This window comes from Ruegeria sp. CE12 (assembly GCF_056537525.1).
This window is the reverse complement of the sequence record NZ_JBQFRS010000003.1, coordinates 331,600-355,260: the sequence shown is the minus strand read 5'-3', so window position 1 is coordinate 355,260 and position 23,661 is coordinate 331,600. Positions and strand designations below refer to the sequence as shown.

The 23,661-nt window shown below is 55.2% G+C and carries 26 protein-coding genes; 18 read left to right on the top strand and 8 right to left on the bottom strand.

Annotated features, from left to right (window positions below; all coding sequences use genetic code 11):
• Positions 1 to 123: 123 nt before the first annotated feature.
• The 11 genes from ACR0IO_RS10450 to ACR0IO_RS10400 all read left to right on the top strand — a co-directional run bounded on the left by ACR0IO_RS10450 (position 124) and on the right by ACR0IO_RS10400 (position 8,100).
• On the top strand, positions 124 to 981 hold the full coding sequence (locus ACR0IO_RS10450; protein WP_480741445.1) for an HpcH/HpaI aldolase/citrate lyase family protein: 858 nt from the start codon (positions 124 to 126) through the stop codon (positions 979 to 981).
• 6 nt (positions 982 to 987) lie between these two features.
• Complete coding sequence (locus tag ACR0IO_RS10445; RefSeq protein ID WP_480741442.1) at positions 988 to 1,542, top strand: NnrU family protein; 555 nt, start codon at positions 988 to 990, stop codon at positions 1,540 to 1,542.
• 12 nt (positions 1,543 to 1,554) lie between these two features.
• Positions 1,555 to 1,761, top strand: a complete 207-nt coding sequence (locus tag ACR0IO_RS10440; RefSeq protein ID WP_170332370.1) for a DUF1737 domain-containing protein — start codon at positions 1,555 to 1,557, stop codon at positions 1,759 to 1,761.
• Positions 1,761 to 2,789 carry a MaoC family dehydratase gene (locus tag ACR0IO_RS10435; RefSeq protein ID WP_480741440.1) on the top strand — a complete coding sequence of 343 codons (1,029 nt, stop codon included), beginning with the start codon at positions 1,761 to 1,763 and terminating at the stop codon, positions 2,787 to 2,789. Before ACR0IO_RS10440 ends, ACR0IO_RS10435 begins: the two co-directional genes overlap by 1 nt.
• Before the next feature lie 15 nt (positions 2,790 to 2,804).
• Positions 2,805 to 3,503, top strand: a complete 699-nt coding sequence (locus ACR0IO_RS10430; protein WP_480741438.1) for a DUF4344 domain-containing metallopeptidase — start codon at positions 2,805 to 2,807, stop codon at positions 3,501 to 3,503.
• Positions 3,504 to 3,548: 45 nt separating this feature from the next.
• Positions 3,549 to 4,211, top strand: a complete 663-nt coding sequence (locus ACR0IO_RS10425) for a DUF1194 domain-containing protein (protein ID WP_155149858.1) — start codon at positions 3,549 to 3,551, stop codon at positions 4,209 to 4,211.
• A 215-nt stretch (positions 4,212 to 4,426) separates the two neighbouring features.
• Positions 4,427 to 4,810, top strand: coding sequence for a succinate dehydrogenase, cytochrome b556 subunit (gene sdhC, locus ACR0IO_RS10420; protein ID WP_155149860.1), 384 nt, complete (start codon positions 4,427 to 4,429; stop codon positions 4,808 to 4,810).
• Positions 4,811 to 4,822: 12 nt separating this feature from the next.
• A complete protein-coding gene (sdhD, locus tag ACR0IO_RS10415; protein WP_155149862.1) occupies positions 4,823 to 5,194 on the top strand; it encodes a succinate dehydrogenase, hydrophobic membrane anchor protein in 372 nt (123 codons plus the stop codon).
• 24 nt (positions 5,195 to 5,218) lie between these two features.
• Positions 5,219 to 7,024, top strand: a complete 1,806-nt coding sequence (gene sdhA, locus ACR0IO_RS10410) for a succinate dehydrogenase flavoprotein subunit (protein WP_480741435.1) — start codon at positions 5,219 to 5,221, stop codon at positions 7,022 to 7,024.
• Between the two features lie 12 nt (positions 7,025 to 7,036).
• The gene (locus tag ACR0IO_RS10405) at positions 7,037 to 7,816 is read left to right on the top strand and encodes a succinate dehydrogenase iron-sulfur subunit (RefSeq protein WP_155149866.1); all 780 of its coding nucleotides are present in this window, start codon (positions 7,037 to 7,039) and stop codon (positions 7,814 to 7,816) included.
• A 137-nt stretch (positions 7,817 to 7,953) separates the two neighbouring features.
• Positions 7,954 to 8,100 carry a hypothetical protein gene (locus ACR0IO_RS10400; protein ID WP_480741432.1) on the top strand — a complete coding sequence of 49 codons (147 nt, stop codon included), beginning with the start codon at positions 7,954 to 7,956 and terminating at the stop codon, positions 8,098 to 8,100.
• A 15-nt stretch (positions 8,101 to 8,115) separates the two neighbouring features.
• On the opposite strand, the gene ACR0IO_RS10395 is transcribed toward ACR0IO_RS10400, so the two are convergent.
• The gene (locus ACR0IO_RS10395; protein ID WP_480741431.1) at positions 8,116 to 8,283 is read right to left on the bottom strand and encodes a hypothetical protein; all 168 of its coding nucleotides are present in this window, start codon (positions 8,281 to 8,283) and stop codon (positions 8,116 to 8,118) included.
• A 157-nt stretch (positions 8,284 to 8,440) separates the two neighbouring features.
• Here ACR0IO_RS10395 and ACR0IO_RS10390 point away from each other — a divergent pair, with 157 nt between their 5' ends.
• Positions 8,441 to 9,286, top strand: coding sequence for an urea carboxylase-associated family protein (locus tag ACR0IO_RS10390; protein ID WP_480741430.1), 846 nt, complete (start codon positions 8,441 to 8,443; stop codon positions 9,284 to 9,286).
• Positions 9,287 to 9,340: 54 nt separating this feature from the next.
• On the opposite strand, the gene deoD is transcribed toward ACR0IO_RS10390, so the two are convergent.
• The 3 genes from deoD to ACR0IO_RS10375 all read right to left on the bottom strand — a co-directional run bounded on the left by deoD (position 9,341) and on the right by ACR0IO_RS10375 (position 12,485).
• Entirely contained in the window at positions 9,341 to 10,054 is a 714-nt protein-coding gene (gene deoD, locus ACR0IO_RS10385) for a purine-nucleoside phosphorylase (RefSeq protein ID WP_480741428.1), read from the bottom strand.
• A 19-nt stretch (positions 10,055 to 10,073) separates the two neighbouring features.
• A complete protein-coding gene (locus tag ACR0IO_RS10380) occupies positions 10,074 to 10,391 on the bottom strand; it encodes an H-NS histone family protein (protein ID WP_155150518.1) in 318 nt (105 codons plus the stop codon).
• A gap of 126 nt (positions 10,392 to 10,517) precedes the next feature.
• The gene (locus ACR0IO_RS10375) at positions 10,518 to 12,485 is read right to left on the bottom strand and encodes a protein meaA (RefSeq protein ID WP_480741422.1); all 1,968 of its coding nucleotides are present in this window, start codon (positions 12,483 to 12,485) and stop codon (positions 10,518 to 10,520) included.
• Positions 12,486 to 12,632: 147 nt separating this feature from the next.
• On the opposite strand from ACR0IO_RS10375, the gene ACR0IO_RS10370 reads away from it, so the two are divergent.
• The 6 genes from ACR0IO_RS10370 (at position 12,633) to ACR0IO_RS10345 (ending at position 19,541) form a co-directional block, all read left to right on the top strand.
• Positions 12,633 to 14,021: a 1-acyl-sn-glycerol-3-phosphate acyltransferase gene (locus tag ACR0IO_RS10370; protein WP_480741419.1), complete on the top strand. Its 1,389-nt coding sequence runs from the start codon at positions 12,633 to 12,635 to the stop codon at positions 14,019 to 14,021.
• A gap of 111 nt (positions 14,022 to 14,132) precedes the next feature.
• Complete coding sequence (gene ccrA, locus ACR0IO_RS10365) at positions 14,133 to 15,419, top strand: crotonyl-CoA carboxylase/reductase (RefSeq protein WP_155149875.1); 1,287 nt, start codon at positions 14,133 to 14,135, stop codon at positions 15,417 to 15,419.
• A gap of 362 nt (positions 15,420 to 15,781) precedes the next feature.
• A complete protein-coding gene (locus ACR0IO_RS10360) occupies positions 15,782 to 16,501 on the top strand; it encodes a LuxR family transcriptional regulator (RefSeq protein WP_155149879.1) in 720 nt (239 codons plus the stop codon).
• An 83-nt stretch (positions 16,502 to 16,584) separates the two neighbouring features.
• On the top strand, positions 16,585 to 17,223 hold the full coding sequence (locus tag ACR0IO_RS10355) for an acyl-homoserine-lactone synthase (RefSeq protein WP_480741415.1): 639 nt from the start codon (positions 16,585 to 16,587) through the stop codon (positions 17,221 to 17,223).
• 60 nt (positions 17,224 to 17,283) lie between these two features.
• Positions 17,284 to 18,816, top strand: coding sequence for an ATP-dependent DNA helicase (locus ACR0IO_RS10350; protein ID WP_480741412.1), 1,533 nt, complete (start codon positions 17,284 to 17,286; stop codon positions 18,814 to 18,816).
• Positions 18,813 to 19,541, top strand: a complete 729-nt coding sequence (locus tag ACR0IO_RS10345; RefSeq protein ID WP_480741410.1) for an SDR family oxidoreductase — start codon at positions 18,813 to 18,815, stop codon at positions 19,539 to 19,541. Before ACR0IO_RS10350 ends, ACR0IO_RS10345 begins: the two co-directional genes overlap by 4 nt.
• A 3-nt stretch (positions 19,542 to 19,544) precedes the next feature.
• Here the strand turns inward: ACR0IO_RS10345 and ACR0IO_RS10340 are convergent, their stop codons facing one another.
• The 4 genes from ACR0IO_RS10340 to ACR0IO_RS10325 all read right to left on the bottom strand — a co-directional run bounded on the left by ACR0IO_RS10340 (position 19,545) and on the right by ACR0IO_RS10325 (position 23,660).
• A complete protein-coding gene (locus ACR0IO_RS10340; RefSeq protein ID WP_209016362.1) occupies positions 19,545 to 20,309 on the bottom strand; it encodes a TIGR02186 family protein in 765 nt (254 codons plus the stop codon).
• 1 nt (position 20,310) lies between these two features.
• The gene (locus tag ACR0IO_RS10335) at positions 20,311 to 21,231 is read right to left on the bottom strand and encodes a sulfite exporter TauE/SafE family protein (protein ID WP_480741408.1); all 921 of its coding nucleotides are present in this window, start codon (positions 21,229 to 21,231) and stop codon (positions 20,311 to 20,313) included.
• Positions 21,232 to 21,597: 366 nt separating this feature from the next.
• Positions 21,598 to 22,566 (bottom strand): ABC transporter permease, encoded by a 969-nt coding sequence (locus ACR0IO_RS10330; RefSeq protein ID WP_480741405.1) that lies wholly within the window; start codon positions 22,564 to 22,566, stop codon positions 21,598 to 21,600.
• Positions 22,566 to 23,660, bottom strand: a complete 1,095-nt coding sequence (locus ACR0IO_RS10325) for an ABC transporter permease (protein ID WP_155149893.1) — start codon at positions 23,658 to 23,660, stop codon at positions 22,566 to 22,568. Before ACR0IO_RS10325 ends, ACR0IO_RS10330 begins: the two co-directional genes overlap by 1 nt.
• Position 23,661 lies beyond the last annotated feature (1 nt).

Genomic DNA, 23,661 nt, shown 5'->3' with positions numbered 1-23,661 from the left:
ACCGAAATTCGGTTAAGAGAACGCACGTTGCGTCCCGAATGCTGCGTTGCGGCGATTTTGCGCTTGAACTTTCCGACAAAAAATGCCCCATTCCGCGCAACATTATTTCAATGGGAGAAGCCCATGGACCCGCGTCAGCGCCCATATCGTTCGGTTCTGTATATTCCCGGCTCGAAAGAGCGGGCGCTGGAAAAAGCGCGCAACCTGCCTGTGGATGCGATCATTTTCGATCTCGAAGATGCCGTCGCGGCAGATGAAAAAGACAATGCGCGCGAGACGCTCAAGGCTGCATTGGCAGCAGGCGGATACGGATCGCGCGTCAAGATCGTGCGAATCAACGGTCTGGATACCGAATGGGGTCGCGCGGATGCCGAAGCGGTGCGCGAGATGGACGCAGACGTTGTGCTGCTGCCCAAGGTCGGAAGTGCTGCCGATGTTGATGACCTGGCTGCAATCACTGGCGACATGCCAATCTGGGCGATGATGGAAACCCCGCGCGGAATGCTGAACGCGGCGGCGATTGCGGCACATCCACTGATGGCTGGTTTCGTCATGGGAACCAACGATCTGGCCAAGGAACTGCAAACCCGTTTCCGCCCTGACCGCGTGCCTCTGATGACCTCGCTGGGTCTGTGCCTGCTGGCGGCAAAGGCCGAGGGTCTGATCATCGTCGATGGTGTTTACAACGCCTTCAAGGATGAAGAAGGGCTGGCTGCAGAATGCGCACAAGGGCGCGATATGGGCTTTGACGGCAAGACCCTGATCCATCCCGCGCAGGTGGATGTCACCAATGCGGCCTTTGCCCCGTCCGATTCCGAGATTGATCTGGCGCGTCGTCAGATCGCCGCGTTCGAAGAGGTCGAAGCACTGGGGCAGGGCGTGGCTGTGGTTGACGGTAAGATCGTTGAAAACCTGCACGTTGTAACTGCCCGCGAAATTCTGGCAAAAGCGGAGGCAATTACAGCTTTGCAAGCGGGGTAAGCCAGCATGGGCTTTGTTCTTCTGATTCTCGGCGTGGCACTATGGTGGGCCGCGCACCTGTTCAAACGCGTGATGCCTGAACGTCGCGCTGCGATGGGCGATGCCGGCAAGGGCGTGGTCGCGCTGGCGCTGGTGGCGTCGATCCTGTTGATGATTTTCGGTTATCGCATGACCGACTTCATCTATGTCTGGGCCCCGCCAAGTTTCATGATTCACATCAACAACCTGCTGGTGTTGATCGCGATCTTCATGTTGAGCCCCGCCGGAACCAAAGGGCGTGTTTTGAACAAGATGCGCCACCCGATGCTTGGTGGGTTCAAACTATGGGCCTTTGCGCATCTTCTGGTGAATGGCGATCTGGCTTCGATCATCCTGTTTGGCGGGTTGTTGGCCTGGGCTGTGGTCGAAGTGATCGTGATCAACAAATCCGAGCCCGACTGGACGCCCGGCGAACCCGGGACCTATGGCAAGGATGCGGTGTTCTTTGTGGCCTCGATCGTGCTGATGGGCATCATCGGATACATTCACGGGCTGGTCGGCCCGTCACCGTTCCCTTCATAAGGATCTGACACCATGGCAAAACTCTATCGTCTGCTGACCGAGGAAGACACATCCGCCTTCTGCCACAAAGTGTCGGACGCATTGGCAAAAGGCTGGGAGCTGTATGGCGACCCATCCTACGCCTATGACGAAAACAGCCGCATGATGCGCTGCGCGCAGGCCGTGACCAAAGAGGTCGAGGCCGACTATTCACCCGACATGAAACTGGGACAGCAATAATGGCAAAAACAAATCCGGGTCACTTCTTCGAGGATTATTCGGTCGGACAGGTGCTGCACCATGCAGTACCCCGCACCGTCACTGTAGGAGAACGCGCGCTCTATCACGCGCTCTATCCTGCGCGCCATGCGCTTTATTCCTCGGATGAGTTCGCCCGGAATTGTGGATTGCCTGAAAGCCCGATTGACGATCTGGCCGCCTTCCATGTGGTGTTTGGCAAGACGGTGCCGGATATCTCTCTGAACGCGGTTGCCAATCTAGGTTATGCCGAAGGTCGCTGGCTGAAACCGGTCTATCCCGGCGACACGTTGCGCTCGGAATCCGAGGTGATCGGCCTCAAACAGAATTCGAACGGGAGAACCGGTGTCGTTTGGGTGCGAACCCGCGGACTGAACCAGCGCGATGAGGTGGTGATCGAATATGTTCGCTGGGTCATGGTTCGCAAATCGAACCTCGACGCACCTGCACCGGAAACAGTGGTGCCCGAATTGAAAAAGGTACTCGATCCAGCGGATCTGGTGGTGCCGCAAGGCCTCGATTTCTCAAACTACAATTTTGTACAATCCGGCGAATCTCACCGCTGGGATGAGTACAAAACAGGCGAATTGATCGATCATGTGGACGGCGTGACGATTGAAGAGGCCGAGCACATGCTCGCCACCCGTCTGTGGCAGAACACCGCCAAAGTGCATTTCGACCTGACATTCCGCCCGGAAGGACGACTGATTTATGGCGGCCATGTCATCTCGATGGCGCGGGCCTTGTCTTTCAATGGTCTCGCCAATGCCCAGATGATCGTTGGTCTGAACGGCGGTGCGCATGCCAACCCATGTTTCGCTGGCGACACGGTCAAAGCATGGTCCGAGGTTCTGGATAAGGCCGACACAGATACCCCTGGGGTCGGCGCGCTGCGGCTGCGATTGGTTGCAACAAAGGGCGGAGCACCGTTTGAGTTGAAGGATGAAAACGGAAAATACCTGCCCAACGTGCTACTTGATCTGGATGTCTGGGTACTTGTTCCAAAGTAGAACAGAGATATTAAGATGTTGAAACGTATTGCCTTTTGCGCTTCGATGATTGCGGCTCCGGTTGCGGCTGATACCGATGATTTTGTCGAAGCCAATCTGTTGTCGATCTTCTATCACGAACTCGGGCATGCGTTGATCGACATCCTGAAACTACCTGTGTTCGGACAGGAAGAGGACGCTGCAGATGTCGCGTCGATCCTGCTGATTGATGCCTTCTTTGAAGAGGAATATGCAGTCAGCATAGCCTATGATGCGGCCTTTGGGTTTTTAGGTGAGGCGCATGCTGCCGGAAGCGATATAGCATGGTGGGACGTACACGGACCCGATTTGCAGCGATATTATAACCTTGTCTGCCTGTTCGTCGGCGCAGACATGGATGCGCGATCGGATATGATTGAAGATCTGGAGCTGCCAGAAGAACGTCAGGATAGCTGCGAAGAAGAATTTGATCTGGCCAACAGCAGCTGGGGTCCGGTGTTCGACGAAATTGAAGGTTCAGGCACATCCATTCGTTACGCTGGTGGCACTTCCAGTTTGACCGAACAGATCATCTCGGAAGAAGTTGCCGCCCTGAACCAGAACTTCCGTTTGCCACAGACCTTGAAGGTGACGGTTGAAGACTGTGGTGAGGCAAACGCGTATTATGATCTTGAGCGGACTGAGATCACGATTTGCTCTGAGTTTGAAGGCTGGCTTCGCGAAATTGCCCCCTGATGAGAATTTGAATTGAGTTTCATTCATCTGTGCTAGGGTTGGGGCATGCATATTTTGCGTGCAGCAACTCTTGCTTCTTTGTTTGCTACCCAATCGGTCGCCTGCGATCTCGCGTTGGCTTTGGCGGTTGATGTGTCAGGCTCGGTGGACACAAAGGAATATCGCATTCAGATGGATGGCCTGGCCGCAGGATTGCGCGATCCGGTGGTGTCCGAGGCGCTGGTGCGGGGGCAGGCGCGGCTCATGCTGGTTCAGTGGACCGGTGCATCGCGTCAGAGGACAACAATTCCTTGGACTTACATCGACAGTTTTGAAACGCTAGACCGGTTTGCAGGGCAGGTGGCGACAGACCCGCGTGTGTGGCGGAATTTCTCAACAGCGATTGGTGAAGCTCTGGAAACTACAATGGCCAGCTTTGACGCGGTGTCGGAATGCAAAAGGCATTTGATCGACATCTCCGGTGACGGAATATCCAACGAAGGTGTTGAACCTTCGGAGCTACACGCGCTTTTGCGACATCGGGGTGTGACCGTTAATGCGATCGCGATCGAAGAAAGCGAGCCTGACCTGACGGCCTATTTTTTTGAGAACGTGATTGTTGGCGAAGGTGCGTTCGTCGTCTCAGCTGCGGGGTTCGCCGATTATCCCGAAAGAATTCGAAAAAAGCTGCTGCGCGAGGTGACGCAACAAACAGCGGACCTGAGGTGACCAGGGCGGAGATTCGTGATCACAATGCTTCGGCATTGAAAACGCTAACATTGCAAGGGGGGAATGGTATTTGTGATCACGAGAATATTTCGTGTGATCACGTTTTGGATTTATAGGTGCTTTTAGGCCAATTTTGCTCTTTTTTGCACCTGCAGCGCGTGACAGAGTCGCAAAAAACAGTAAAACGTTCGGTAGCCAACCGAAAAGGAGCCAACATGGCCGATGTAAATCGGGGCAACCGCCCACTTTCACCACATCTGACGATATACCGTCCGCAAATGACGTCCGTGTCCTCGATCATGGTGCGCATCACCGGCATTGCGGCTTTGCTTCTTTCTGTGCTCGTGGTCTGGTGGCTGCTTGCGGCAGCGACATCGGAAAGCGCATTCAATTTCATCGACGGATTGATGAGGAGCTTTCTGGGCGACCTCGTTATGTTTGGTGCGGCCTGGGCGCTTTTCTATCACATGCTTGGTCGTCTTCGCCATTTGATCTGGGATCTCGGGTACTGCCTGAATGTTCAGGTTTCGGAAAAACTGGGCATCGGCATGTTTGTGTTGGCGACGGTTCTGGCCCTGATCACAGCGGTCGCGGTCTAAGGAGGGATGGCTATGCAATATCTTACCGAACGCAAGCGCGCAGAAGGCATGGGTGCCGGAGGGCAGGGCACGCATCATCATTGGCAAATGATGGTCAGCTCGGCGGCGCTGGTCATTCTGGTTCCGCTTTTTGTTATCACATTTGCCAACGGCCTGGGCGGCACATACGAAGAAGTGCTGGCCTATTACAGCCGACCCTTCCCCGCGATCGTGACAGGACTGACCCTTGTAGTGGTCATCATTCACCTGATGCGCGAGGCGCAGGTTGCAATCGAAGACTATGTGCACGGCGTTGCAGAGAAACTGACGCTGATGGCGGTTACGGCGTTTTCCTACACGTTGATCGCTGCAGGGCTTTTCGCCCTCGTAAAGCTCGCCCTGTAAAATGCGCGTAGAGGATCAGGTAAGATGACAACATACGAATACGAAATCCACGAATATGACGTCGTGGTTGTTGGAGCCGGCGGAGCTGGCCTGCGCGCAACGCTGGGTATGGCTGAACAGGGACTTCGCACTGCCTGTGTGACCAAGGTTTTCCCAACCCGTTCGCATACCGTGGCCGCTCAGGGTGGTATCGCGGCATCCTTGTCGAACATGGGGCCGGATAACTGGCAGTGGCATATGTATGACACGGTCAAGGGCTCGGACTGGCTGGGCGATACCGATGCGATGGAATATCTCGCACGTCACGCGCCCAAGGCTGTTTATGAACTGGAACACTATGGCGTTCCGTTCTCGCGGACCGAGGAAGGTAAGATCTATCAGCGACCGTTCGGTGGACACACCACTGAATTTGGCGAAGGCCCCGCTGTGCAGCGGACATGTGCTGCCGCTGACCGCACCGGTCACGCGATCCTGCATACACTGTATGGCCAGTCGCTGAAGAACAATGCCGAGTTCTACATCGAGTACTTTGCCATCGACCTGATCATGTCTGAAGACGGGCAGTGTCAGGGTGTTGTCTGCTGGAAGCTGGACGACGGCACGATGCATGTCTTCAACGCCAAGATGGTTGTACTGGCGACCGGCGGTTATGGCCGTGCGTATTTCAGCGCGACATCGGCCCATACATGCACCGGTGACGGTGGTGGCATGGTCGCTCGGGCCGGGCTGGCCCTGCAGGATATGGAATTCGTTCAGTTCCACCCGACCGGCATCTATGGCTCTGGCTGCCTGATCACCGAAGGTGCACGTGGCGAGGGTGGATACCTGACCAACTCAGAAGGCGAACGGTTCATGGAGCGCTATGCGCCTCAGTACAAAGACCTTGCGCCACGCGATTATGTCTCGCGCTCGATGACCATGGAGATCCGTGAGGGCAGGGGCGTTGGTAAGGATGGCGATCACATCCACCTGAACCTGAGCCACCTTCCCGCCGAAGCGCTGCATGAGCGTTTGCCGGGCATCTCAGAGTCGGCCAAGATTTTTGCAGGTGTGGACGTAACCAAGGAACCGATCCCGGTATTGCCGACCGTGCACTATAACATGGGCGGTATTCCCACGAACTATTGGGGCGAAGTGCTGAACCCTACTGCGGATGATCCGACCGCCATCGTGCCCGGATTGATGGCCGTGGGCGAGGCTGGTTGTGCCTCGGTTCATGGCGCGAACCGCCTGGGTTCGAACTCATTGATCGACCTGGTGGTCTTCGGACGCGCAGCAGCCATTCGGGCCGGCAAGGTCGTGGATGCCGAAGCAGCAAATCCAGTTCTGAACCAAGCGTCGGTTGATCACGCTTTTGACCGCTTTGACGCGATCAGAAATGCAAGCGGGTCCATCCCAACTGCCGAGCTGCGTCTTGAGATGCAGAAGACCATGCAGGCTGACGCTGCGGTCTTCCGGACTGCCGAAACCATGGCCGATGGCGTCAAGAAGATGACCGCGATTGCTGCCAAGATGGACGACCTCAAGGTTTCGGACCGCAGCCTGATCTGGAACAGCGATCTGATGGAAACGCTGGAACTGACCAACCTGATGCCCAACGCTCTGGCCACGATTGTCGGTGCTGAGGCCCGCAAGGAATCGCGGGGCGCACATGCGCATGAGGATTTCACCGAGCGTGATGACGAAAACTGGCGTGTGCACACGATCAGCCATGTTGACGGCAATAACGTTGAGCTGAGTTATCGTCCGGTCATCGTCAACCCGTTGACCACCGAGGACGAAGGCGGCATCAGCCTCAAGAAAATCGCGCCCAAGGCGCGGACCTTCTAAGGAGAGGAACCCATGGTACAACTGACCCTCCCGAAGAATTCGCGCATCACCACGGGCAAAACCTGGCCCAAGCCGGAAGGCGCGACCAATGTCCGCAAGTTCCAGATTTACCGCTGGAACCCGGATGACGGACAGAACCCGCGCGTCGACACCTATTTTGTCGACATGGACGAATGCGGCCCGATGGTTCTGGATGCGCTGATCAAGATCAAGAATGAGATCGACCCAACGCTGACATTCCGCCGGTCCTGCCGCGAAGGCATTTGCGGGTCCTGTGCGATGAATATCGACGGGATCAACACGCTGGCCTGTATCTATGGCATGGATGAGATCAAGGGCGACGTAAAGATTTACCCGCTGCCGCATATGCCGGTGGTCAAGGACCTGATCCCTGATCTGAACCATTTCTATGCCCAGCACGCTTCGATCATGCCGTGGTTGGAAACCAAGACCAATCGCCCCGCGAAAGAGTGGAAGCAGTCTATCGAGGACCGCAAGAAGCTGGATGGTCTCTATGAATGTGTGATGTGCGCCAGCTGCTCGACTTCGTGCCCGAGCTATTGGTGGAACGGCGACCGGTATCTTGGCCCGGCAGCATTGCTCCATGCCTATCGCTGGATCATCGACTCGCGCGATGAAGCAACGGGTGAGCGTTTGGATGAGTTGGAAGATCCGTTCAAACTCTACCGCTGCCACACCATCATGAACTGCGCCAAGACCTGCCCGAAAGGGTTGAACCCGGCTAAGGCGATCGCTGAGATCAAAAAGATGATGGTGGAACGTACCGTCTGACGTTCCTTTTAGGATTTGCACTTGCCGCATTGCGGCAGGTGCAACACGCAGTTGCAAACTTGTATGCTGCGACTTTCCCCGAGACGGCATATGTTCGTGTCAGGGAGGAGTGACGAGATCGAGATAGGATCACTCCGATGAGCATTCAAAACAAAAAACCCAAATTCGACGCTGAAGAAGCTCTGGAATTGCTGGAACAGGCATGGGCTTATTACACGCCGGAGCCGGTAGCTCCGAATGCTGAGCAGGAACCCGAGTTGTTCGAATACGCAAACGCTGCCTAAAGCAGATTAGCTGAACTACTTAACACCGAGCTTGAAATCCGGGCGGTAATCAGCAAAGCAGAAGGATGCCATTACTTCTGCTTTTGCTCGCTGCTGGCGTTTTTGCTTTTTTTTTCTGGCGGTCCCGCACGTCTTCTTTGACGCGCGACTGCCGATGGCGGCAGCACAGAAAAGAAGGTTCATGGATGTGTGCCTATTGCGGTGCAGTTTCCCATTCAGACGCCGAACCGACCAGCTGCCTAAAGGGTCAGCAGTAAATACCTGACACTTCAATCCGTAACAGGGTTTCCAGAAGTCAGAAACTACGCCAATCTGCGCGAAATTGCAGGAAGGTGAGAGAATGGCTTTGCCCCCCTCAGATGCGGACGCCCGTCGCGCCATCGTCCCGGTTATTTGTTATCCAAATGAAGGTTTGCCTAAACCAATTCTGGACTTGTATCGCCGTGCCAGAATGAATGCGCAAAAGACCGATGAGGTGCTTGTGCCGGCGAGAGACGCGAAGTGTTTTGAAGTGCCCGCCGGACATTTCTTCCGGATAACATCTGTCGAAGGTCCGCAGGTTGGCGATCTGAACCTCTGGAACCGCCAGGACCTGTCCGAACGGTTCTATTCTGGTAAGACCCGGGCGCTTCATGGAACGCATCTGACGACTGGCGAGCGGATGTGGTCAAGCTTTCCACATATGCGCCCGATGGCGACGATCATAGACGATACGCTTGGCTGGTATGGAATCGATGAATATGGCGGCTCGGTTCATGATGTCATTGGTACACGCTGTGATCCCTATACCGGGAATCTGCTATCTGGCTCACAGTACCATCATTGCTGCCATTCTAACCTGACGCGGGCTCTGGCGGATCATCTGGGCATTTCATTGGCCGAGGCAGAGCCTGCAGTGCACGATGTACTCAACGTCTTTATGTGTACAGGTTTCACACGGGATACGGGCCAGTATTTCATGAAGGCTTCGCCGGTCCGACCCGGGGACTATCTGGAGTTTTTTGCCGAGATCGATCTGTTGGGTAATCTCAGCGCTTGCCCTGGCGGGGATTGTTCATCCGAGCATTCGTCGGACGTTGCCGCCTGTTATCCATTACTGGTCGAAGTTTTTGCCCCTGACGAGGACGCACTGGCGGGCTGGGAAAGCCCTGCCAGAAATGGGTATGATCGGTCCCACGGACGGTGATGTACGATTGAAGCAAGGGCGCAGTCTACGAACCGTGCCCTTGTTCATCACGTTTTATGCAGTTCCGGGAAACGCAGCCTGGAGGGCGATTTCCACCATGTCGCCAAAGCTGCGTTCGCGTTCAGATGAAGGCAGCGCCTCGCCGGTCAACAAATGATCTGACACGGTCAGAACCGCCAGCGCTCGACACTTGTGGCGTGCAGCCAGAATGTAAAGCTCTGCAGCTTCCATTTCGACACCAAGAATGCCATGGCGAACCATCTGTTCGTTCAGATCTGGTCGTTCGTCATAGAAGACATCCGAAGAATAGATGCCACCTACATGAGTGGGTGTTCCCTTTGCTTCAGCCGCTTTGGCTGCTGCCTGCAGCAGTCCCCAGTCGGCGCAGGGTGCGAAATTTAGTTCTTTCATGATGCCACGCGACGGTGTGCTGAGCGTTGTCGAGGTCATCGCCAAAATCACATCGCGTACGTTCACGCTGTCCTGCATTCCACCGCAAGACCCAATCCGGATCAAAGTTTTAGCGCCATAGTCGCGGATCAGTTCGTTGACGTATATCGATAGAGACGGCATCCCCATGCCGCTTCCTTGGATGGTGACGGGATTGCCGTTCCAGGTTCCTGTAAACCCAAGCATCCCGCGTACGTCATTAACCTGCCGCACTTCGCTCAGAAACGTTTCAGCCGCCCACTTCGCACGATATGGATCGCCGGGCAAAAGAACGGTTTCTGCAATATCACCTTTTTCTGCGCCAATATGAATTGTCATTTCGAGGCCAAAGCTCCGTTCAGATTTCCAGATCGGAAATATCAGCACCCGCTTTCAGCGCGTCGTGAACCCATTGCGGTTTGCGGCCGCGACCAGTCCAGGTTTGTGCCGGATCAGCAGGATTTCTGTATTTCGGCTTGGCTTTCGTACCTTTTGACGACCGCAGAGCGTCGGCCGAAAGCTCGGAAAGCGAGAAGCCGAATTCCGCAGCTGCCTTTTCAGCTGCTTTTAAAGCTTCCTGACGTTCGCGAATTTCAGCACCTTTTAGTGCTTTTTCAACTTGGTCACGCAATTCCAGCAATTCCTTGCGTGACATTTTTTCAAGATTGATCCCCATCATTCTTCTCCGTACGACATATATTATTCGTGGACACAGTCGCCCACGTTAATTCCATTCATCGTCTTTATCTATTCCTTTTCAGATATGGAATAGATACGGGGAATTTGACGGTATTTGCCGCCTCTATTCAGCAGCGAGCGATTGCGGATCTACCAAAGTAACGATATCGCCCATGATTGCGTTTAATTCAAAGTTTTTGGGCGTGTAGATTTTGGATACACCCATCGACTTCAATTTTTCAGCATCCTCGTCAGGGATAATGCCACCAACGACAACCGGGATATTATCTAACCCTGCTTCACGCAGACGTTTCATGACATCTTCAACCAGCGGCAGGTGGCTGCCGGACAGGATCGAAAGACCGATGACGTGTGCGTTGTCTTCAACTGCCGCGGTCACGATCTCTTCCGGGGTCAGTCGGATACCTTCATAGCTGATGTCCATTCCACAATCGCGCGCGCGGAATGCGATTTGCTCGGCCCCGTTGGAATGTCCGTCCAGACCGGGTTTGCCCACGAGGAATTTCAGTCTGCGTCCCAGTTTGTCGCTGACCGCATCAACGGCTGCGCGCAGGTCATCCAGACCTTCGGTTTTGTTCGAGACAGATCCTGATACGCCAGTCGGGCCGCGATAGGTGCCGTAGACTTTACGCATTTCCTCGGCCCATTCGCCGGTGGTTACACCAGCCTTGGCTGCAGCGATCGAAGGCCCCATGACATTTGCGCCGGATTGCGCGGCTTCGCGCAGCGCGTTTAGGGCCGCTGCGACAGCGGCATCGTCACGCTCTGACCGCCATTCGTTCAGACGGGCGATCTGTTCCTGTTCAACCGCGGGGTCGACCACCATGATGCCGCCATCTTCGGTTTGTAGTGGTGATGGCTCACCTTCGGTCCACTTGTTCACGCCGACCACGACGGTTTCGTTGCGCTCAATACGATTGAGTCGTTCGGCATTGGAATCGACCAAACGCGACTTCATGTATTCGATCGAAGCAACGGCACCGCCCATCGAGTCCAGATTGGCCAACTCAGCACGAGCGCCGTCCTTCAACTCCTCGACTTTCGCATCGACCACCGGATTACCGTCGAACAGGTCGCCATATTCAAGAAGATCTGTTTCATAGGCCAAGATCTGTTGCATGCGCATTGACCATTGCTGATCCCATGGGCGGGGCAGGCCAAGGGCTTCGTTCCACGCTGGCAACTGCACTGCGCGGGCGCGTGCTTTCTTGGACAGTGTCACGGCCAGCATCTCGATCAGGATGCGATAGACGTTGTTTTCCGGCTGCTGTTCGGTCAGGCCCAGCGAGTTGACCTGAACACCGTAACGGAATCGGCGGAACTTGGGGTCTTCGACACCATATCGCTGTTGCAGAATCTCATCCCAAAGATCGACGAATGCCCGCATTTTGCACATCTCGGTAACAAAACGGATACCGGCATTCACAAAAAACGAAATGCGGCCGCACAGAGCAGGGAAGTCTTTAGCTGGAACCCTTGGTCGCAACTCATCCAGAACTGCAATCGCGGTGGCCAGCGCATATGCCAGTTCCTGCTCGGGCGTCGCGCCCGCCTCTTGCAGGTGATAGGAACACACATTCATCGGGTTCCATTTAGGTACATTCGTGTAGCAGTACTCAGCCACATCAGCGATCATCTTCAACGATGGTTTTGGCGGGCAGACATATGTGCCGCGGCTGAGATATTCCTTGATCAGATCATTCTGCACCGTGCCCTGCAGTTTGGCGACATCAGCCCCCTGCTCTTCGGCCACAGCGATATAAAGTGCCATTAACCAAGGGGCTGTGGCGTTGATCGTCATCGAGGTATTCATTTGCTCAAGCGGAATCTGATCGAACAGAACCCGCATGTCTCCCAGATGGCAGACGGGCACGCCAACTTTACCCACTTCACCGCGCGCGAGCGTATGATCGCTGTCATAGCCGGTCTGTGTGGGCAGATCGAAAGCTACGGACAGGCCGGTCTGACCTTTGGCCAGATTGGCACGGTACAACTGGTTCGAGGCTTTGGCGGTAGAGTGGCCAGCATATGTTCGGATGAGCCAGGGGCGATCTTTCTGCATCTGAGTCATAATTTGAGCCTCGCATCTGGGTGGGTAACAAAATTACGTACACAGGTTCTAAATCGCAATTTTTGGGATATGTCAATTCGCTGCGTTGCGGCATGTGCGAGTTTCTTGAGATTGTGAGCAATCGCGTTTGATGGCAGTGTGCCCCTCATGACTCAGACCGTGGAACTTCCGCTTTGGCTGTTTGTGCTGATCGTGGTTTTTGCTGCGGTCACTTTTGCCTCGCATTTCTTGTTTCCATCGGTGCGCTGGTTTTTTCGTCGTCGGCTTGAAAGGGCTGTGGCCCGGCTGAATGAACGCCTGCAGCGGCCAATTCAGCCGTTCAAACTTGCGCGGCGGCATGACATGATTCAGCGTCTGATCTATGATCCGCAGGTCGCTAAAGCGGCGCAGGTCCATGCGCATGAAACGGACATTCCCGAAGGGGTTGCATACGAACAGGCCCGTAGATACGCGCGAGAGATCGTCCCTTCGTTCTCGGCTTTTACCTACTTCAGCTTTGCCATTCGCGTTGCGCGTTTGCTGAGCAACGCCTTTTATAACGTTCGACTTAGCTATGAAGATGAAAATGCGCTGAAGGAAATCGATCCCCAAGCGACGGTGGTCTTCGTAATGAACCACCGCAGCAATATGGATTATGTGCTGGTGACCTATCTGGCGGCGCAGCAATCTGCATTGTCCTATGCCGTTGGCGAATGGGCGAGGGTCTGGCCGCTCAGTCGCCTGATCCGGGCTATGGGTGCATACTTCATTCGGCGCAAATCCGGCAGCGACCTCTATCGTCAGGTTCTGGCCAGCTATGTTCGCCTTGCCACGGAAGCAGGTGTGACTCAGGCGATGTTTCCCGAAGGTGGTCTGAGTTTGACGGGCGCGCCAGGCCGACCGAAGCTGGGACTACTGAAGTATATCATCGACGGTACAACGCCCGAAGGTCGTGACGTGGTTTTCGTTCCTGTTGCGCTCAATTATGACCGGGTTCTGGAAGACACCATTCTGACAGCCGCTGCTGAGAATTCCGAACGACGGTTCCGTGCCAGAATCGGAGTGATCACACGTTGGAGCCTGAAGCAGATCTGGCGCCGTCTGATCGGCCGCTACAAACGCTTTGGGATCGCTTCGGTTCGTTACGGCATGCCAATTTCACTCCACGATTTTCGTGAATGCGAAAGCCGCGACTTGATGACCGATCTGGCGCGGGAACTGATGAAGCGCATTGGACAAGCGATCCCCATCGTGCCCGCACCTGCGGCCTGCTGGATTGTTCGCGAGGAAGGGCCCATTCCAGAAGATCAGGTGAAGGCCCGGATCAGTGATCTTATGCGAAGTGAGGGTGGAATGCGTGAAACCGATTCTGTCGCGATTACGGAGGCGATCGATCAACTGGTTGAACGCAGAATCCTTTGTCGCGAAAGCGGGAATTTGAAACCCTCTGTCGAGCGATTGAATCTCATGAACTACTATGCTGCGTCGGCTGCTTTGGAAAAGAATGAGGCGTATGCTGCGATAGCGAAAGAATATTCTGCAACTGCAGGGTCATAAAATTACAAATTTGATCCAAAAACTATTGCATTATTGCTTTGTGGCCAATATTCCATCTTCTGAGGCCGCGATTCTGCGTCGCGGCAAAAGAAATGATTAAAGGAGGCCAACATGGCTCTGGACACCGACAGCGGCATAGCGTCGTACGAGGCACCGGAAAAAGACCTCTATGAGATGGGTGAAATCCCCCCGATGGGATATGTCCCGAAACAAATGTACGCTTGGGCCATTCGGAAAGAGCGTCATGGTGAGCCAGATACGGCCATGCAGCTCGAAGTCGTGGACGTGCCTAAGCTGGACAGCCATGAAGTTCTGGTTCTCGTTATGGCGGCCGGTGTGAACTACAACGGCGTATGGGCATCGCTGGGTAAGCCGATCAGCCCGTTTGACGGCCATGGTCAGCCTTTCCACATCGCAGGTTCGGATGCTTCGGGCATCGTCTGGGCCGTTGGTGACAAGGTCAAGCGCTGGAAAGTCGGCGACGAGGTCGTAATCCACTGCAACCAGGATGATGGTGACGACGAAGCCTGCAACGGCGGCGACCCGATGTATTCGGACAGCCAGCGGATCTGGGGCTATGAAACACCCGACGGTTCGTTCGCGCAGTTCACCAACGTTCAGGCTCAGCAATTGATGCCGCGTCCCAAGCATCTGACCTGGGAAGAAAGCGCCTGCTACACGCTGACGCTGGCAACCGCATATCGTATGCTGTTTGGCCACGAGCCGCATGACCTGAAGCCGGGCCAGAACGTTCTGGTATGGGGCGCATCGGGTGGTCTGGGTTCTTATGCGATCCAGCTGATCAACACCGCGGGTGCAAACGCGATCGGCGTGATCTCGGATGAAAGCAAGCGTGACTTTGTCATGGGTCTGGGTGCCAAGGGCGTTCTGAACCGCAAGGACTTCAACTGCTGGGGTCAGCTGCCCACAGTGAACACGCCGGAATATGCAGAGTGGTTCAAAGAGGCCCGCAAATTCGGCAAGGCCATCTGGGACATCACCGGCAAGGGCGTTAACGTTGACATGGTGTTCGAGCACCCGGGCGAAAGCACCTTCCCGGTATCTACCTTTGTCGTCAAAAAAGGCGGCATGGTCGTGATCTGTGCAGGTACCACCGGCTATAACCTGACCTTTGACGTGCGCTACATGTGGATGCACCAGAAGCGCCTGCAGGGTTCGCACTTTGCGCATCTCAAGCAAGCTTCGGCCGCAAACCAGCTGATGGTTGAGCGCCGTCTGGACCCTTGCATGTCCGAAGTGTTCACCTGGCAGGACCTGCCCGAAGCGCACATGAAGATGATGCGTAACGAACACAAGCCGGGCAACATGTCGGTACTGGTTCAGGCTCCGCGTACAGGTATGCGTACTCTGGAAGAAGTTCTGGAAGCACGCGGCTAATAAGTACAATCTTAAGTATAGACACCTGCGAATCGCTTTTGCGGCTCGCAGGTGTTTCTGTTTTTGAAATATGATATTATTTTACAATGATTTAACTAGTTCACCCTCACTATTTTTGGGGAGTAGAAAGCAGTGAATAGGCAAAAAAAACTTCTACATGCTATGGTTGTGTTAACCCTTCGTTAACTATTTCGGGGAGACCCTGATGGCGCAAAATGAGTGGATATTGGACGTCCTGTCGGACCTCAACGCTTTCGCTGTTGCCAACGGGTTGAGCGCACTTGCCGAGCAGCTTGATGATACACGGTTGATTGCGGCGGCCGAGATCGCGTCCCTGAACGATGAGGCATCAGCGCCCGCGAATGGGAACAAAATTCGATTTAAGCCAGATCCCCGAAGATTTGGAAAACACCAGCACGCTTGATGAGTTAAGTCAGGTCGCCATTCGACTGCGAGACCGGCTCGAAATCGAGCATATTATCTATCACTGGGTTGATGGCGCGGGCGACCAATACGGTTACACAACCTATCCCGACGCATGGGCCGAACGTTATCGTGAAAGAAACTACCACAGAATCGACCCGGTCATCTTAGGCTGCTTTCAGCGTTTTCATCCTGTTGACTGGAAAAAGCTCGATTGGTCTAGCAAGGTTGCCAAAGCTTTTCTACAGGACGCTCTGGACCACGGTGTCGGAAATCAGGGATATTCAATCCCCTTGCGAGGTCCAAATGGCCAATTTGCGCTGTTTACCGTCAATCACACTTGCAATGACGTCCAGTGGGAGGAATTCGTCACCACCTATGGGCGCGAACTGATCCTTATTGCCCACTATTTCAATCGAAAGGCACTGGAGTTTGAGCGTGACCGGCAACCCGATGCGGCACGTGGTCTTTCTCCGCGCGAGGTTGATGCGATGACGCTTCTGGCGCTGGGCTACAGCCGGGCTCAAGTCGCGCATTCGCTCTCGATCTCAGAGCATACATTGCGTGTTTACATCGAGAGCGCCCGGTCAAAGCTGGGTGCTTTGAATACCACGCACGCAATCGCGACGGCGCTAAGTCGAGGATTAATAGTGGTTTAAGCAACGCCCGGTCGTCGAACCGAATATTAACCACGAGTTTGTACCCCCTTCGTTCCAGCACTGGACGACAAGGGGAACAAGTCATGCTGCGCTATCTGTATGCCGATGAGCTGCACAAATATCCAAAACTGGCCGAGGGAATGTTTCGGGATCGCGCCGATCAGTTCAAAACCCGATTGGGTTGGGACGTCAAAATTAACGAAAAGGGGGAAGAGCGGGATCAGTATGATGAACTGAACCCGATCTATGTCATCTGGGAAGAGCCTGATGGCAGTCATGGTGGGTCGATGCGCATTCTGCCGACCACCGGACCCGTTATGATCAACGAGGTTTTCGGGCACCTGACCGGTGGCAGTCCGATACGAAGTCCGCTTATTTGGGAAGTGACGCGGTTTTGCCTGTCTCGTACAGCCAGCCCGCACACCGCTGGCGCGATTATGCTGAGCGGTGGTGAGGTGATGGAAGGCTTTGGGTTGACCCACATCGCAGGTGTGTTCGACGCCCGCATGATCCGGATTTACCGGCTTATAGGGTCGTCCCCAACTGTATTGGGTTCCGAAGGAAAGGGACGGGATCAGATATCGGTTGGCTTGTGGCCATACTCTGCTGACGATTGCAATCGCGTGGCAGAGCGGGCGGGCATTCCGCGTGAGCTGTCCCGGCTGTGGTTCAAGACAGCATTTGGCAGTGCAACGCAGCATCGTTTCGCGCTGTCTGCCTGATTTCTGAGAAAACAAAATCCACATCTGGTGGAGGGTGGCGTGGCCCTGTAGGGTCGCGCCATGTCCTTGCCCCAAGTTACCTTTTCCGAAGATCAGGCCGCCGCATTTGACAGTATCGCTGAGATGCTGCGAACAGCAGGTGTCGACCTTGAAGACGATGCGCTGCTCAAGCTGCCCGGCACCGGTAAATCGGGTGTCATGGCGGTGATCGGCAAGGCTGGGTCGGGCAAAACGCTTTTGCTGGCCGAACTCTACAAAGCCTTGGCCGAGACAGGTGTTAATCTGGTTTCCGGAGATTTCGAAAGCCGTAAGTCCCATGATAAACGCAGCCTTGCCATCCTGGCCCCTACCAACAAGGCGGCGAGTGTTCTGCGACTGCGCGGCGTACCGGCGACGACTATTCACCGTATCCTTTACACACCGGTTTATGATCCGGAATACGAACGCATCGCTGAATGGCTGGCGGGCAACGATGAAAGGCCCGAGATTGAGGGGCTGACAGATGAAGCCCTCGACCGTGCTGCAGCGTTTTATCAAAACAACAAATCGATTCCGGGTGCCCTCGCGGCAGCAGGTCTGCGCGGGTCTGATTTCATCACCGGTTGGAAGCGCCGGGATGAACCGTTGGATATCGGGTTTGTCGACGAAGCATCGATGCTGGATGACCGTCAGTTCGAGGATCTTCAGGAGATCTTTCCGACCCTGTTGCTGTTTGGTGACCCGGCCCAGTTGGCACCGGTGAATCAGTCAGGTTCAATGGTGTTCGAGGGCTTGCCCGAACCACGAAAGCTGACTTTGCATCGGGTACATCGGCAAGATGCTGACAACCCCATTCTGGATCTGGCTCATGCGTTGGCAGATCCTGCGATGGGGTTCGAGGATTTTGAGTGTCTGATTGAAGAAACTGCGCGTAAAGACGATCGCGTTGTCTGGGGACAGCGGGTCGAGGTGGACCTGATGGCGCGCAGCCCGGTGCTCGTATGGCGCAATGCAACGCGTATTCGGTTGATACAGGCCTTCCGACAAGTTCACCATGCGCCGGAAACCGAGTTATTGGAAGGTGAGCCCCTGATTTGCGATGGCATCGAGCTGCCTCTGAAACACCGAAAGAAACGGCTGGATCTAGAAGCGCGCGGGCTGATCAAGGGCGCTCAGGTCATATATCTCGGCCCCGGGCGCAAACCGGGTTTTTCACGCTTGCATGTGATGGGGGCTGAGGATCCTCAGGTCAGTGCCGCTTCCATCGTTCAGATTGAAAAGCCGGACGAGGAAGAACCTTTCATTCCATATGCTGCCCGCATGGGTGCAACCTTTCTGCACGGCGCTGCGGTCACTATCCACAAGGCACAGGGTTCACAGTGGGATACCGTTCAGGTCTTTGCCCCGGACATCTACGCTGCTGCCCGTATGGGCCGGACCGAGGCTGGCCAACCCCTGTGGAAGCGCCTTGCCTATGTCGCGATCACACGCGCGCAAGAGCGATTGATCTGGGTGGTTCGCAACCGATTGTCAAAGCCAACGCATCCGCTACGTGTGGACGATCTGCGTGCAATCCCTGCGGCGTCTTTGACATTGGAGGCTGAAGAAACATGAAATCGATCATCGTAACCGGCGCCAGCTCTGGTATTGGTCGCGCGACGGCAGAGCTGTTTCTGGAACAGGGGTGGACAGTTGGCATCCTCGCCCGCGGTGCGGATACGCTGAATGAGATGGCCAAGGCACATTCGAATGCGATTCCATTGGTCGCGGATGTGACTGACCCGGATGCGGTCACCGGGGCATTTCAGACATTTGCGGAACACACAGATCGTCTGGATGTGCTTTTCAACAATGCAGGTGTATTTGCACCGGGCGGTAAGATAGATAAGATCGCCCTGGATGCCTGGTATCAGACCGTAAACGTGAACCTGAACGGCATGTTCCTGTGCGCTCGCGAAGCCTTCAAAACGATGCGCAACCAGTCGCCGCAGGGCGGGCGGATCATCAACAACGGTTCAATCGCCGCGCATGTGCCGCGCCCGAACTCGGTACATTACACGGCGACCAAACACGCGATAACGGGATTGACCCGCAGCCTGTCATTGGATGGTCGCGAGCTGGGGATTGCCTGTGGTCAGATCGATATCGGCAACGCTCGCACACCGATGGTGCAGGGGCTGGTCGATGCAGCCATCGCGGAGGGGAATGAACCCGATCCGACCATGGCCGTCGCAGATGCCGCCAAATCGGTTCTGCACATGGCAAACCTGCCAGCCGAAGCAAATGTGCAGTTCATGACCGTTATGGCAACGACCATGCCTTACATTGGCAGGGGATGACCGTCAGTTTTCCCGCAGCATCCGGAATGCCGTCGATGCGCCCCAACCTGCGGCAATCGCAATGACCAGTGACATCAGCCCGTACCAAATGGGCTGCTCACGGGACATGTTGTAGAGGAACCGTTCCAGCCCCACCTTGCGCACATCGATGGTTGTTTCGAGCTGCGATACGACCTCACCGCCTCGCGTCAGAAAGATACGTGCGACATAGTCCCCTTCGGTCAGGTCTGCAGGCATTTCGATCGACGTACGAAACAGGGTCTGTTGATCGACGGCAACGGTGTTCTCACGGATCGAATACAGATCCTCTGCTTCGCGGATCCGAATTACGGCGTCTGCAAATTCCTGTGCACCTCGGATATGCATCGCTGCTCCGACCGACCGGATCGCACGTTCGATTGAAATCCGATACCGAAGGTCTTCGGTGTCGGTAATGATGTCATCGAACGGAGCACTGGTCGCAACCGCGTAGAAACTGGGTGCGGAATCGACCAGTACGCTGTCAACATTCACCCAAATCCCGAATTTCTTTTCTTTGCGTCTGACCGTGACGGGTTTTGAAGGACCTACGACCGAGACGATAACTTCCAGTGGCGGTCCCGCTGGAATCGGGGCTTCGCGTTTGACGGCGCCAAAAATCAGGATTTCCGAACCATCAAAGTTGGCTGTGATAGCGACGCGATCCTGGCTAAGACCCAGTACAACTTGTTCTTCCGAGGCAAAAGCGGGAAGGCAGATCAGGCAAAAGGCGGCAATCAGGCGATACATGTCAGTGCCCTCCGCCATCGCCGAGCGAAAACAGCTCGGACGGTTGCAGCAATAGATCCAATGCCAGCTTGCCGCAAACCACCAGTACCAGTGCGGCCAGAAGGACCCGCAACTGTTCCGCAGGCATACGCGCGCCGATGACGGTGCCGATTTGTGCTCCGACGACGCCACCAACCAGCAGCAGGACTGCAAGCACGACATCAACCGTATAGTTCGTTGTAGCATGAAGCATGGTGGTGAATGCGGTCACAAAGATGATCTGGAACAGCGACGTTCCGACAACCACTTTGGTCGGCATCCCCAACAGATAGATCATTGCGGGCACCATGATGAAGCCGCCGCCAACACCCATGATGGCAGACAGAACACCGACAAACAGGCCGACGACCAGCGGTGGAATGATCGAGATATAAAGGCCCGAAGTGCGGAAGCGCATCTTGAACGGCATCGCATGAATCCAACCTCGCTGTCGTCTTTTAGGTGGCGAGGCGTCCGCTCTGCGGGATTTGCGCAGGGCGTTCAGGCTTTCGATGAACATCAGGCTGCCGATGATGCCCAAGAACACCACATAACAAAGCTTGACCAGCAGATCGACCTGTCCAAGGCTTTTGAGATAGTTGAACACCACGACACCAAGCGCGGCGCCCGTCAATCCCCCGATCAACAGGACCGTACCCATCCTGAGATCGACCGTCTTTCGTCGAAAATGTGCGAGCACACCTGAAAAGGACGAGGCGACAATCTGGTTGGCTTCGGTCGCAACAGCGACGGCAGGTGGGATGCCGATAAAGAACAGCAGGGGGGTCATCAGAAACCCGCCACCCACGCCGAACATACCGGACAGAATTCCCACCATTCCGCCAAGGCCAAACAACAGAAAGGCGTTTACGGAGACTTCGGCTATCGGGAGATATATTTGCATGTTGTTTTCTAGACGAGCCTGGCTGAGCGGCGCAACGCGACACAAACACCTGTATCGTAAAGATCAGGTGACATGTGGCAAAACGCTCGCAGTTTGCTTGTCAGTCCAAGATAGAAACCGGATGTGCCCTGAACGACGCGCATAATGACTGGCCCCCGGTTCGGTTAACGAAATTGGTCTGTGAACGTGATCGGGCCCAATACGGGTTGCGGCAGAGACCCTCGTCAAAAGTTCAAGGGCCGTGGAAACCTCCGCTATAGGGCGGGACACATGCATATCCCTTTAGAGCGGTTGCGGCATGCAAAATCAACTCTGCATGCCGCTTTGCAGCGAACAGGACTGAAGTTCTGTTCTGAACTGGCCTTATCAGCGTTCCTTGACGTATGGTTCGCCACCTGCACGGGGCGGAACTGCCTTGCCGACAAAACCTGCCAGGATCACAACCGTCAGGATGTATGGCAGGGCATCCATGACTTGAACCGGTATGACGATGCCACCCAGATCAATGTTCTGGAACCGCAGGGCGATGGCCTGAAGCAATCCGAACAGCAAACAGGCCCACATCGCGTGCCAAGGCCGCCATTTCGCAAAGATCAATGCGGCAAGTGCGATAAAGCCACGGCCTGCCGTCATGTCCTTCACGAAACCCGCTTGCAACGCTGTGGCAAGGTAAGCTCCGGCGATACCACAAAGCACGCCGCAGATCGCAACGGCGGCATAGCGCAACCCAACGACCGATACGCCTGCCGTATCAACAGCGGCCGGGTTTTCACCTACCGCACGCAGGCGCAGGCCAAAGCGGGTACGGAAAAGCACCCACCATGTGGCCGGAACCATCAGAAACGCGACATAGACCAGAATCGAATGGCCTGACAGCAGCTCGGAATAGATCGGGCCGATGATCGGGACACCGCTCAACGCGTCGGCAAAGGGAAACTCGATCGGTGAAAAGCGACCGCCGTCAAACAGGGATGGCGTGCGCCCGCCTTGTTGGAACCAGCTTTGCGCCACAAGGACTGTCATGCCAGCCGCAAGGAAATTGATCGCAACCCCCGAGATGAGCTGATTTCCCCGGAAGGTGATCGACGCCAAACCGTGCAATCCCGACAAAACCAGTGACGAAACAATCCCGGCCAGTAATCCGAGCCAGACCGATCCTGTTACAGCCGCGATTGCAGCTGAAAAGAATGCAGCCATCAGCATCTTGCCTTCAAGGCCGATGTCAAAAATGCCCGCGCGCTCGGAATAGAGACCCGCCAGACAGGCAAGCAACAGCGGAGTGGCCAGACGGATTGTGGAATCCAGAACCTGGATGAGTGTAATGAAGAACTCCATCACTCGGCCCCCTTCCGCAGACTTAGGAACAGCTTTTCAAGCGGCATGCGTACCATGTTGTCCAGCGCTCCGGTGAACAGGATTACAAGCGCCTGGATCACAACGATCAACTCGCGCGGAATCGATGTCCAGAGAGCAAGCTCAGCCCCGCCCTGATAGAGGAACCCGAACAGGATCGCGGCCAGGAACACGCCAAAGGGATGAGAACGGCCCATCAGCGCCACGGCGATACCTATAAATCCGGCTCCTTCAGTGGAATTCAGAACCAGCCGTTCCGCTTCACCCATGACGTTGTTGATCGCCATCATTCCTGCAAGCGCACCGGAGATCAGCATCGCAATAATGGTGATCCGTACAGGAGAAATACCTGCATAAACCGCACCGGTTTCTGAATGACCATAGGCACGAATTTCATAACCCAATCGCGTACGCCAGATCAGCGCCCAGACAACGACGCAGGCAAGAATTGCCACGAAGAACGAGATGTTGGCAGGAGCACCCCGGAAGACCACATTCTCAGCGGTCGAGAACATAGATTGGAAGGTTGGCAGATGGACCGCTTCGGGGAACCGTGCAGTTGCCGGGTCCATCGAACCTTGCGGGCGCATCACATTGACCAGCATATAGTTCAGGAAGGCTGCTGCGATGAAGTTGAACATGATCGTGGTGATCACGATGTGGCTGCCGCGTTTGGCCTGCAAATAGGCAGGGATCGCAGCCCAGGCGGCACCAAAGAGCATTGAGCCGGCGCAAGCAGCAAGCAATGCGATACTCCAGTGAGGCCATGGGATATACAGACAGACCATGGCCACGCCGAGACCACCTAACATTGCCTGACCTTCACCACCGATGTTGAACAGGCGTGCGTGAAACGCGACGGCTACCGCCAAACCCGTGAACATGAAGTTGGTGGCGTAGTAGAGGGTATAACCCCAACCATAGGTCGACCCCAGTGCGCCGGTGACCATCAGGTTCACCGCCTCGACCGGATTTTCTCCGATGGCGAGGATGACCAGCGCCGACAGGATTGCTGCCAATATCAGACTGATCAACGGGATCAGAACGACATCAGCCCATTTGGGCATTTTATCCATG